The 11,896-nt window shown below is 50.4% G+C and carries 8 protein-coding genes; 5 read left to right on the forward strand and 3 right to left on the reverse strand.

Going from position 1 to position 11,896, the window contains the following annotated elements; genetic code table 11:
• The first annotated feature begins 3 nt into the window (after positions 1–3).
• The 5 genes from ICA15_RS16740 (at position 4) to ICA15_RS16760 (ending at position 4,977) form a co-directional block, all read left to right on the forward strand.
• Positions 4–927 (forward strand): glycosyltransferase, encoded by a 924-nt coding sequence (locus tag ICA15_RS16740; protein WP_210553986.1) that lies wholly within the window; start codon positions 4–6, stop codon positions 925–927.
• On the forward strand, positions 924–1,883 hold the full coding sequence (locus ICA15_RS16745) for a UDP-glucose 4-epimerase family protein (RefSeq protein WP_210553985.1): 960 nt from the start codon (positions 924–926) through the stop codon (positions 1,881–1,883). The genes ICA15_RS16740 and ICA15_RS16745 overlap by 4 nt, the downstream gene beginning before the upstream one ends.
• Positions 1,880–2,884, forward strand: a complete 1,005-nt coding sequence (locus ICA15_RS16750) for an MraY family glycosyltransferase (RefSeq protein ID WP_210553984.1) — start codon at positions 1,880–1,882, stop codon at positions 2,882–2,884. Before ICA15_RS16745 ends, ICA15_RS16750 begins: the two co-directional genes overlap by 4 nt.
• 120 nt (positions 2,885–3,004) lie before the next feature.
• Positions 3,005–3,598, forward strand: coding sequence for an adenylyl-sulfate kinase (gene cysC, locus ICA15_RS16755; protein WP_210553983.1), 594 nt, complete (start codon positions 3,005–3,007; stop codon positions 3,596–3,598).
• Positions 3,595–4,977 (forward strand): FAD/NAD(P)-binding protein, encoded by a 1,383-nt coding sequence (locus ICA15_RS16760; protein ID WP_210553982.1) that lies wholly within the window; start codon positions 3,595–3,597, stop codon positions 4,975–4,977. Before cysC ends, ICA15_RS16760 begins: the two co-directional genes overlap by 4 nt.
• Positions 4,978–5,208: 231 nt before the next feature.
• On the opposite strand, the gene ICA15_RS16765 is transcribed toward ICA15_RS16760, so the two are convergent.
• The 3 genes from ICA15_RS16765 to ICA15_RS16775 form a co-directional block, all read right to left on the reverse strand.
• Positions 5,209–6,735, reverse strand: coding sequence for an alginate O-acetyltransferase AlgX-related protein (locus tag ICA15_RS16765; RefSeq protein WP_210553981.1), 1,527 nt, complete (start codon positions 6,733–6,735; stop codon positions 5,209–5,211).
• Between the two features lie 10 nt (positions 6,736–6,745).
• Positions 6,746–8,245, reverse strand: a complete 1,500-nt coding sequence (locus ICA15_RS16770) for an MBOAT family O-acyltransferase (RefSeq protein ID WP_210553980.1) — start codon at positions 8,243–8,245, stop codon at positions 6,746–6,748.
• Positions 8,246–8,410: 165 nt separating this feature from the next.
• Positions 8,411–11,842, reverse strand: coding sequence for a glycosyltransferase (locus tag ICA15_RS16775; RefSeq protein ID WP_210553979.1), 3,432 nt, complete (start codon positions 11,840–11,842; stop codon positions 8,411–8,413).
• Positions 11,843–11,896 lie beyond the last annotated feature (54 nt).

Here is an 11,896-nt window from a genome sequence, read left to right on the forward strand (position 1 = left end):
GGCATGCCAGTAAAACGTCCCAAGGTTGCAGTTTTGCTGGCTGCTTATAATGGCATGCAGTGGATCGAGGAGCAGTTGGCCTCGATCCTTGGCCAGTCAGCAGTCGATGTAACCGTTTATATAAGCATCGACCCCTCTACCGACGGTACTGAAGCGTGGTGTGCAGTTTATGCCTCCAATCACCCGCAAGTTCGGGTCTTGCCGCCAGCAGGTAACTTTGGTGGCGCATCTCGTAATTTCTTCCGACTCATCCGCGATATTGAGTTTGAAACTTTCGATTTCGTTTCCTTTGCTGATCAGGATGATATTTGGCACGTAGATAAGTTGCAGCGTGCGACTCATGCCATCCAAAGTCGTCATGTCGACGCCTACTCCAGCAATGTCACGGCTTTTTGGCCTGATGGAAAAACCCATTTGTTGGATAAGGCGCAGCTTCAGGTTGACTGGGACTTTCTTTTTGAAGCGGCGGGGCCTGGCTGCACTTATGTTATGAACAAAAGGCTCGCTGACTCATTAAAGGTGTCAATGATCAGTAATTGGCATCTGTTACAAGATGTCAGTCTGCACGATTGGTATTGCTATTCCTTTGCTCGTAGCCATGGTTTTCTTTGGTACATAGATCCTGAGCCGACGATGGACTATCGCCAGCATGAGCGTAACCAGGTAGGCGCCAACAAGGGGTTGGCGCCATTGTTTGCGCGTTATAAAACTATCCATGACGGCTGGTGGTTCACTCAAGTTCAATTAATTGTGCACTTGGTCGGACAGGATAAAAATCCATTTGTAATGACTTGGCTCAAACTGCGCCGCAGGCAATTAATTAAACTTTCATTCAGTGCCTGGCAGTGTCGCCGTCGGGTAAGGGATAAAGTTTTTTTCTTTTGTATTTGCTGGGTCACTGCGTTGATTGGGAATAAGGCCCAATGACTGCCCTAAAGGTTTTGGTAACCGGGGCGAGCGGTTTTGTCGGAGAAGCTGTGGTTTTCAGGTTGTTGATGGACGGGAAATTTTGTCCGATCGCAGCATCGCGCAGTGCCACCCGCTTAAATGGATTGTGTTCCGTCCAGCCTTTCAATATGAATGCCGATGTTTTGCCTGCGCTGGATGATGTTCAAGTAGTCGTTCATGCTGCGGCTCGGGTGCATGTCATGAATGAAACGGCAGAAGATGCTCTCGCGCAGTTCCGCAAGGTCAACGTGCAAGGAACCTTGAGGCTGGCACGGCGCGCAGCGGAATCGGGAGTCAAACGTTTCATCTTTGTCAGTTCAATCAAGGTCAACGGTGAAGGCACAGTCCCATCCAGACCTTACGAAGCAGACAGTCGGCCGAATCCTGTGGATCCCTATGGCATCTCCAAATACGAAGCCGAAGAAGCGTTGAAGAAACTACACTCCGATACCGGGATGGAGGTTGTCATTATTCGGCCGCCCTTGGTTTATGGGCCTGGGGTGAAGGCCAACTTTCTGAACATGATGATGTGGCTGGATAAGGGTATTCCGCTGCCTCTGGGATCAATCCGCAATCAACGAAGTTTTGTAGCAATTGGCAATCTCGTGCATTTGATCGTCGTATGCATTGATCACCCCATGGCGGCCAATCAGACATTTTTGGTAAGCGACGGCGAAGATCTGTCCACAACGCAATTGCTGCGTCGCCTTTCGGTAGCAATGGGTAGATCTGCACGACTTTTGCCAGTGCCAGCCTGGCTTTTGAAGCTGGCGGCCATCACATTGGGTAAGCAAGCTTTCGCTCAGCGACTATGCGGTTCGTTGCATGTTGACATTAGTAAAAATCGAGAATTAATGGGCTGGACGCCGCCCGTCAGCGTTGACGACGCTATGCGACAGACTGCTGATCATTATCTGGAAAACGTAAAGAGATGACTGTTTGGAGCCTATTACTGGCGGTATTCGTGTTGTCGTGGGTTTTGACAATGATTCTGCGTCGATACGCTCTGGCGAAGAGTTTGATGGATATACCCAATGAACGTAGCTCCCACTCTGTGCCTACTCCAAGGGGCGGGGGCGTTGCGATCGTTGCCGCCTTTCTACTTGTCTTACCAGTTCTTGCCCAGTTGAATCTAATCAACCCAGCTGCGCTCTGGGGGCTCTCGGGTTCAGGTTTGTTGATAGCCGTTCTCGGATTCATTGATGATCACGGGCATATTGCTGCCAGATGGCGGTTGATCGGCCATTTTGTTGCTGCCGCCTGGGCGTTGTACTGGCTCAATGGACTGCCTGCGATCCTGCTCTGGGGTATCAACTTTGATCCGGGATGGATCGGGTGCTTTCTCGCTTTGATTTATCTGGTCTGGATGCTCAACCTCTACAACTTCATGGACGGTATCGATGGATTGGCCAGCGCTGAAGCGATGAGCGTCTGCCTGGGCATGTGTCTGGTTTATTATGTCCTTGGATGCGTTGAGCTGATCTGGCCACCACTAATGCTAGCGGCGGCCGTTGGAGGATTTCTGTGGTGGAATTTCCCTCCCGCGAAGATATTCATGGGCGATGCGGGGAGTGGCTTTCTCGGTATCATCCTAGCCGTCTTGTCTCTCCAAGGAGCCTGGAGCAAGCCTGAATTGCTGTTCAGCTGGGTTATCCTGTTAGGTGTCTTCATCGTGGATGCGACATGGACTCTCGGTCGACGCTTGCTCAGAGGTGACAAGGTTTATCAGGCACACAGTTCGCACGCTTACCAGCATGCTGCTCGAAGTGTAGGTCACAAGAAAGTCACGCTCGCCGTTGTGATGATAAACGTGCTGTTCCTGCTGCCTTTATCGATGTTCGTTGCATTGGGCATGTTGAGCGTAATAACCGCTCTGCTCATTGCTTTTACTCCGCTGATTTATCTCGCTTATCGCTTTGGTGCTGGCAAGGCTTGAAGTCGTAAGGTATCTGTAGCGAGTGGGGCGTTTACAATGTGGATGCAGGCTGTCCGAGCGTCATTCAGTCGGTCAGGGGCTGCACTCGAAAACGGTCAGACATCAAAATGACGAGAAATTATGCAGAATAATCTCACTTGCCAGCCTATCTCGACGACCAGTCGGGTGCGCGGCGAGCAAAAAAATCAGCGTCCCGTAGTAATCTGGCTGACCGGTCTTAGCGGCTCAGGCAAGTCTTCTCTGGCCGATGCGCTTGAGCAGCGGCTCATAGCGAATGGCTTCCACACTTATCTGCTTGATGGCGATAACGTACGAATGGGGCTGTGCAAGGACCTAGGGTTCGGTGATCAGGATCGAACGGAAAACATCCGTCGCGTGGCGGAAGTAGCTAATCTTTTCATGGATGCCGGGCTAATTGTCATTACGTCCTTTATATCTCCGTTCCACCGCGATCGTGCGCTTGCCCGCAGTGTGATTGGTGAGGAGTCCTTTATCGAAGTCTATCTTGATACACCGCTGAGCGAGTGTGAGCGAAGGGATCCAAAAGGCCTTTACAGCAAAGCTCGGCAGGGGCTTATCAAGAACTTCACCGGTATCGACTCGCCCTATGAAGTGCCTGATTCTCCTCACGTCAAAATCGATACACTGACTCATTCAATAGATGATGGGGTGGATACCATCATGGCTTACTTGAAACAATGGAATACCAAGTGAAGCGTTTAGTCATCATTGGCGCAGGCTTTAGCGGGGCAGTAACGGCTATTGAGTTTCTCAAACACGCCACCAAGGGATCCCGACTCACCATTATCAACCGTTCAGGCAAGATGGCGCGTGGGTTGGCTTATGGAACCAGCAGTCCTGACCACTTGCTGAATGTACCCGCAGGCAATATGTCTGCACTTGTAGGTGATCCCGACTCCTTTCTTGAATTTTGTCGCAATTTTGATCCAGAAGTACATTCCGGTAGTTTTGTCTCGCGCAAAATGTACGGTGCGTATCTGAGTGAGTTGCTGGCTCAGGCTGAAAAAGAGTCTGAAGTCCAATGTTCGCGTATGACGGGCGAGGTCTTGTCAATTGAGCCTTCGGGAACCGGGGCGGTATTAGAAATTCATACCGGAGAGCGGATTGTTGCGGATCATGTGGTGTTGGCATTCGGGAATTTTTCGCCAGCCAAGCCTCAAGGGTTACAAAAACTCGACGAGTGCCCAGCATATTTAGGAGATCCTTGGTCTGCACCCGCTGCCGAGATGAATCAAGAAGCACCCACTGTTTTATTGATTGGAAGTGGCCTGACCGCAGTTGATACTTTGATCTCTCTGCGTCGTACACATCCGGATGCCAAAGTAACTATGGTTTCGCGCCGTGGCTTATTGCCGACTGCACATAGAGTGCGGCTGCCTGCACCTGGATTCAAGACAACGATCTGTGATGACCTGCTTGCCGCCGATCCTGTTGTTTCCGTGTACACCCAGCTAATTCGCAGGGAAGTTTCCCGCTCCCCAGAGCACTGGCGTGAAGTTGTGGCGGCACTCAGGCCCATTACCTCTATTTTGTGGGAGCGCCTGCCTGTTAATGAGCGGAAACGCTTTTTGCGTCACCTGCAACCGCACTGGGATGTTTACCGTCACCGAGTCGCACCGCAGACTTTCAGGATTTTTCAGGAAGCGTTTGCAGCGTCCACTGTCAGTTCGATCGCTGGTCGAATCGTAGCGATTGACATCAAAGGAACGTGTGTCTCAGCGCAAATCAAATTAAGAGGCACTGATAATATTCTCGAGCGTCAGTTCGATCAGGTCATCAATTGTACGGGACCGTGCACAGATGTCTGTAAAATTACTGATCCGTTCATTTCTTACTTACTGAAAGAGTCTGTAATTTGCGCCGACGATCTGCACCTCGGCATCAAAGTTGCTGACGATTACGCAGTTATTGATCGGTCCGGGAAAAGTCTGGATTGGTTAAGTTATGTCGGCCCTATGCTTAAGGCTCATTTGTGGGAAGCCACGGCGGTTCCTGAGCTTCGTCAGCATGCCCGTGCTCTGGCGAGCAAAGTTGTTAAAAGCTTTTCAAAGGATGAACCCGAGGCTGAATAGTAGTTTTCTCTGAACACTTGGAGCCCTCAACCGTCACGCGGTTGAGGGCTTTTTCATTGTTCAGGATCAGACGAGAGTTGATAGCAAAAAAAGACCAATAGCATCTTAAGCTATTGGTCTTTTCAAAAGACAACTGGATGCCGTGAGTTTCCGCATCGAACCTGGAGGAGAAGGGCAGCAACCCATCAATAACCTTCGGTGCTGCCATTCAGTTCTTGAGTTTTCAGAGGATCAATTCTGCACACCGAAACTTGGGTTGCCGAGCGTAAAGCGAGTGCAGTTCTTAACTGCCTCGACATCCACACGAACACGTTTGATGTCAGCTCCTACTGGCCAATTCGGAATTGTTTTCAGGTTGATCAAAGACTGCCCGGTTCGCAACAGCAACCGAGTGCTATGCGCTTCATCGTAGTAGGCCTGCCCATCTTCCATCCAGAACAACTGTAGCGGAACGGTTGGAGAGCCGTCAGTACACGTCAGATTGATATTGAGGTACTGAGCACTGATCCGCGCATCCTTACTGGAGAATGAGTAATCAACGTAGGCGTCATCACCATTGATTTCATACTCATTAACGGACGGTCCGGTTGCCAATTGATTTACTTTGGCGGTCGACGCGATGCTCCCAACCTGGAAATTTTCACCTGTAGGGATCACACTGATTGCAGGCATGCTGCTCGACCAAAGTGACGGCGTCTCGCGCTCAACTACAGTCATAAAAACGTAATCCGGTTTCCACTTTTCAACCAGTTCAGTGAAGTTACCGTCAGGCCCTGTTGCGTTACCCCAATGAATTTGAAGCACTTCGCTAAACGTCGCAGCCATCAAAGGCGACAGGCTGTTCCCAAATGAATCCCTCAGCCATAGCACTTTTTTGTTATTCAATGCACCTTCAGACTTTACAATAAATGCTTTACTGGTAGGACCGACTTCCGGGTTGCCACCCTCAAAAAGAATTTTTTTGGTTTCGAAGTCAATTCTTGTCGTCTTTATCGGCAGGTTGCCAGCATTTATGAGCGGTTCGCTATCGGAAAGACTCGCTGACAGCCTAAGAAAGTTTGCCAAATCACCACCATGTATATTTTTGATTTGTGCAATCCCGTACGCCTCCTCTGAAGGCCATTTAAGTTCGGGGGCAGCTTTTGCAACTTCATAAGCAAAACCCCGAAATGCCAATCCGGCACCCAGCGCATTCCAGTGAGTATCTGTTTTAAAATAAAGATTCTCAGGGTGTGTCTTTTTCGCTGCCAACAGTGTTGGCCTCAGGTCAATAAAGGTCCCTGGCTCGGCTTCAGCAAGAAGCGCATCAGTCGGATTGAACGAGGCTGTCTTAGCCCACGATGGCAAATGTTCAGGGTAAATGCTGCCTTTGTCTGGTCCGATCATGATGCGGAAGACTTTGACGCCTCTATCTGCCAAGAAGGAGTTCCAATTCTTGGTGGCCGCGGCAATTCTTTTCGCAAGAACAATGTCCGAATCTGTCGCGGTACGTCGGTTATTTGATAGGGTTTCGTGGTACATGTCACCCAGATAAAGCCAATCATCCTTGCCGATAATTACCTGTTTGGAATCTATGCTGATACCGAACGGATAGAGTATTTTCGACGTCCACCGGGCAACGAAGTCCATGTTGTACAGAAAAGACTTCTCAGTAAGTTTTATGGCGCTTTTGCTTGGTGCATTTATGATGTTTATTGCTGGAATAAACAACAGTATGAGCAAAATTGATGATAGGAAAATAAGTGCGATACGTTTCATGTCGACGCCATCAAAAGTTGAAGTAAAGAAATACAGAGCTAGTAGCAGCGAGCATGAAACACATCGCTACCGAAAATAGGGCTGCACCGTAAGCCAGCCTCCATTTACCTATCACTCCTTTTGCCATTTCAAGCGAGTTTTTTTGAGCAACAATGATAAACGCCAGAGCAATGGCCACAAAAATTGGCAGTTGACCCACCAGTGTTGCCGGCATGATGTTCAATGCGACATCGGACAGACTGCCTCCCCAAGCCAAATCTGCTACTGGCACGGTAGCCGCTGTGTGTCCAAATGCCGAGCTCACATCAACCATGCCGCTCAGCACGCGCATCGCGTCGTCCATGGTCTTTGCGCGGAAAAATACCCATGTCACGTTCACGAACATAAAGGTCAGAAACCAGCCAAGTATCGGAGACATGGGGCGGCGCAATTGTGACCATAAGCGATGGATGACCAGGGCGGCGCCATGCAACGCTCCCCAGATTACAAACATCCACGTTGCACCGTGCCAGAGACCGCCGAGCAAGAATGTGGCGAAGAGATTGATGTAGGTACGAAATTCGCCAGAACGATTGCCACCAAAGGGGATGTAGAGGTAGTCACGCAGAAAATGACTGAGCGTTATGTGCCAGCGCCGCCAGAAATCCTGGATGCTCAGGGCCTTGTAAGGCGAATTGAAGTTTATTGGCAGCCAGATATTGAAGAGTAACGATGCCCCAATGGCCATGTCGCAATAGCCGCTGAAGTCAAAATAAAGCTGGAATGTGTAAGCCAGACTGGTTGCCCATGCTTCGAAGAATCCGAGGCTATGACTACCATCGAATCCCGCAGTGGCCCAGACGGCAAAACTGTCCGCAATGACGACCTTTTTGAATAGGCCGATCGCAAAGATAAACAAGCCCTTGAGGATGTTCGGATACCTGCGCACCAGTGTCCAGCGCGAAGCAAACTGCGGCATTATCTGGCGGTGATGAACAATCGGACCGGCAATCAGATGTGGAAAGAATGTCACGAAGAGCGAGTAATTCAGCAGGTCGTACTCTGCGGTTTCGCCTCGATAGCTATCCACCAGGTAAACGATTTGGGTGAAGGTAAAGAAGCTGATCGCTAACGGCAGCAGGATATGCTGAATGGCGTAGTCAGTGCCGAAAACGGCGTTAACGTTGCCAATCAGGAAGTCGGTGTACTTGAAATACCCCAAGAGCACCAGGTTAGCCACGATTCCAGTTGTCAGAACAACTTTTCTGTTAATCGCGTGATGTGACTTCTTGATATCGTCAAGGGAGGCTTTGTGCGCTTGGGCGAGGCCGGTACCTATCGCGAAGTTCAGGAAAATCGAGCCCAATATGAGGGGGAGGTAGTGAACGTCCCAATAAGCATAGAAAAACAGGCTGACGGCAACCAGCCAGACCTTTCCTGCCACGATTAAACGTCGGTCGTTTAACCAAAAATAGACGAAGAATGAGATGGGCAGAAAAAGCAGAATAAACTGCCACGAACTGAAAATCATGTTGGTTATGCCTGATGGGATGAAGGGAAAGGTCCGGCGATGGCTTTGAGATCGCCGGAGCTTTAAAAACAAGCCAATCGCAGTATCCGGAATCCTCATCCATCGTACCGATGGTTAATGCCACCACTGGCGTCAGATGAGAGTTTGATCCAGGTACCGCAGTACTCAAGCCCGCAAGATCCTGGAGATCTTATCGATTACTTGAGGATTGAACGCATCATCCCAATCACGAACCCAGTCGAACGATGCCCCTTGAATGCGAGCTTCGCTATCACTGGCGCGCGCCACTGCAGTTTCCAGGGCTTCGGCGATCGAGAACGGATCGGCCTCGCACGGTTCGATGTTTGAGGAAATAGACCGTAACACGTCGGCGGTACGAGATTCATAGGTGTTGGTGACGACGACCTGACCAGCCGATGCCATTTCGAATGGCAGAATACTCGGATGCGGAGCCAGCATCAGGCTCAAGCCGATATCGAATTCACCCAAGGCTTTACCGTAATCGCTCTGCGGAAGCGTTCCGCTCAGTTTCATCACGCGGCCGTGACCCAATTCAACATCGTAGTCAGGACCCAGCGTACCAACACCATAGAATTCCCAATCGCTATCGAACACGCCGTTGGCGATAGCAGCTTTGAGCCCGAGGATGCCGATCTCGAAGATATTACGACGAGCGTGGCCTTCTGGACGTCCGTAAAACAACAAGCGTTTTGTCTCGCGTTTCGCCAGCTGCTCAACCGAAGGCGGTGTTGTAGGCGTCAGGGCGTGCTGAAAAGCAACGTAATGATCCTCCAGCTCTTCGCCTTCGTGGCGCGAGAACACCCCTAGTTGTTTACTGCGGAAATAGTCGGCGAGCAACTCGGTATTGAAAATCACCTTGTGAGGTAGTCGATATACATAACTGCCAATGGCATACAAGGAATCGTGCGGGTGGAAAATTGGTTCATATTCCTGCAAAAAGAAGATGAACTCTTTTCCGATTGCCTTGGCCAAATGGTGCGCTTTGATACACGTCCAGAAGGAATAGCCGACAAATGCGTCGCCTGGAGATATCACCAGCTCGTGCGTCCCTTGCGTAATATCTTCAACTTCAGCAGCGGCGACTGCTTTCTGCAAAGCCGGATTGGAGGCAAGTTTTGAATCCACGGCTTCGCGGTCAAATCGATCAGACTCGGTGAGTAGAATCCTGACCTGAAAACCCTCGGACTGGATTTTCGAGATGAACTGCAGGCAAGCGATATAGCCGCCGAACATGATCAATGGATCCAGTTGCGGCAACAGGACATTCACCCGCGAAGGTGCCAGAGGATCAACTACAAACGGTGGAGCGGAGATTTTTTCTTCCAGCAGGAAAATGTTTCCCAGGCCAACTGGTTGCGTGATACCCGGGTAGCACTTTTCCAGTGCCTGAGCCTTGAGCAAACCTGGGTGCGAGGTTTCATCGGCCTGGTGAACGCGGGCAAGCACCTTGTCTTGCTCGATTTTGTCCTTGGCCAGATTTATTACAGTTTCCTCATTGTGTCGGGGTACGGCGGCAAAGAACCGGCGTACGTTTGCCATGTTGAGGTTACGCACGAAAAAGCCGGGGTTGGCAATGCTGAGTTTTATAAGTTTGTACAACAGACTGATCTTGGCTTGCTGTTTCATAACATCCTTTCCAGATTCTTGCTTGGTACGTTTCTTGAAGAGAGTGCTGAGTGTTCTAAGTGGCTTCGTGGCGCACCAACTTTTGGATTTGTAAATCGCTTCTATCCTTGTGTCACGCTCCAAAATCACTGCGTTACGTTCATTGATCTGCACGTCACGCTCCCATATCACTGCGTTACGCTCATTGATCAGAGCGTCACGTTCCGAGATCACTGCGTTAAACCTATCTATCTGCGCGTCCCGTTCGCAGATCACTGCGTTACGCTCTTTGATCAGCGCGTCCCGTTCCGAGATCACTGCGTTAAACCCATCAATCTGCGCGTCCCGCTCGGAGATCACTGCGTTGCGCTCATTGATCAGCGCGTCCCGTTCGCAGATCACTGCGTTAAACCCATCAATCTGCGCGTCCCGCTCGGAGATCACTGCGTTGCGCTCATTGATCAGCGCGTCCCGTTCGCAGATCACTGCGTTAAACCCATCAATCTGCGCGTCCCGCTCGGAGATCATTGCTTTACGCAGCGCGTCCCGCTCGGAGATCACCGCGTTACGCTCATTGATCAGCGCGTCCCGCTCGGAGATCACTGCGTTACGCTCATTGATTAGCGCGTCACGTTCCGAGATCACTGCGTTAAACCCATCTATCAGCGCGTCCCGCTCGGAGATCACTGCGCTAAACTCAACTATCTGCGCGTCACGCTGAGCTATCATTTCATCACGCTCGATTATTTGCTGCTCGCGATGTGTCAGCTGGGAGTCACGGTCAGTGATCTTTGCCTGCTGTTCCAACAGCAGTGCGTCCAGTTCGGCGACTTGTGCTTCGCGCTTCGACAACGCAATTGAAATTTCTTTAATCTGAGATTCACGTTCTGAAATCACGATGCCGCACTCGGCCAAGTGCTCGTCACGCTTGTAAACCTCAGCTTCGTGCTCAGCTGCCACCTTGGCAACGTGGTCGAAATGACCCATCTTCAATGGATCAAGCTCTGCAGTAAGTCTGACGAACTCAGTTACGCTGAATTCTGCTGGCACTTTTTTGTCAGGCGAATTCAGAATTTTGAAAAGATCTGTCAAGGCGAAAGGTACGACAATGTCAAATGTCTTGACCTCGAGCATGGCTCTTGCCATTGCGTAATGCACGCAAGTGCCTTCCTCGCTGAGGAATGCCTCGGCTTCAGGAAACACCTTCAGAAGATCGTCTTTGTCAGTGATCTGACCGTAAAGCGGCAGTAGCATGCTGAACTCAAAGAGTACACGAGCGCGTGTTTCTGGTCGATTCCCGCTGGAATTTGCCTCGTTGTCTCTCACCCGGAACTTGACAAGTTTTTCCGGCAGGACGTGGATCTCGTATTTCAGGCAGAGTCTGATCCACATATCAAAATCGGCAAGCTGTGCCAGACCCAAACGGTACAAGCCACAGTCGTCATAGCATTGCCGACGGATAAGCACGCTCGGATGGCAAAGCGCATTACCTTGATCGAAGAATAAGCGCAGCCATTCCTGGCGTGAACGGTTTTCTCGATCGAACACAGAAGAATAGTAATGCGAGGTATCCGGATGGATTGCCCCGTCTTCGTCGATTGCCCGCGCGTTGGAGAATACTGCGCCGACTGACGGGTGGGTGTTCAGAAAGCCTATTTGCTTGGCAAGCTTGTCGGCTTCCCAGACATCGTCGGAGTGGTGAATGGCGATGTATTCACCTTGCGCAACATCAGCAATGGCCTTGTTGATGCCATAGACGCCACGCTTCGATTTGCTGTTTCGAAAGGGTTTAATTCGCGCATCGGCGTAACTGTTGATAATTTCCCACGATTCATCCTGAGACGCATCGTCCCAGATAATCAGCTCGAAATTCTCGTACGTCTGGTTCAGAACGCTTTCAATCGCCGCTCGCAAATATTTCGAGTGATTAAAAGAGGTCAAAATGACGGAGACTGTAGGGGCTTGCAACATGACCATTACCATTGTTTTAGGTGTGTTTTAAAGCGCCTTGGTGCTGAACATGCA

The organism is Pseudomonas sp. P116 (genome assembly GCF_020149425.1).
In the GTDB taxonomy this organism is placed as follows: domain Bacteria; phylum Pseudomonadota; class Gammaproteobacteria; order Pseudomonadales; family Pseudomonadaceae; genus Aquipseudomonas; species Aquipseudomonas anatoliensis.

Coding starts and splice junctions, on each gene's coding strand:
- ICA15_RS16740 (WP_210553986.1), top strand. CDS start 4: ATGCCAGTAAAACGTCCCAAGGTTGCAGTTTTGCTGGCTGCTTATAAT.
- ICA15_RS16745 (WP_210553985.1), top strand. CDS start 924: ATGACTGCCCTAAAGGTTTTGGTAACCGGGGCGAGCGGTTTTGTCGGA.
- ICA15_RS16750 (WP_210553984.1), top strand. CDS start 1,880: ATGACTGTTTGGAGCCTATTACTGGCGGTATTCGTGTTGTCGTGGGTT.
- cysC (WP_210553983.1), top strand. CDS start 3,005: ATGCAGAATAATCTCACTTGCCAGCCTATCTCGACGACCAGTCGGGTG.
- ICA15_RS16765 (WP_210553981.1), bottom strand. CDS start 6,735: ATGAAACGTATCGCACTTATTTTCCTATCATCAATTTTGCTCATACTG.
- ICA15_RS16770 (WP_210553980.1), bottom strand. CDS start 8,245: ATGATTTTCAGTTCGTGGCAGTTTATTCTGCTTTTTCTGCCCATCTCA.
- ICA15_RS16775 (WP_210553979.1), bottom strand. CDS start 11,842: ATGTTGCAAGCCCCTACAGTCTCCGTCATTTTGACCTCTTTTAATCAC.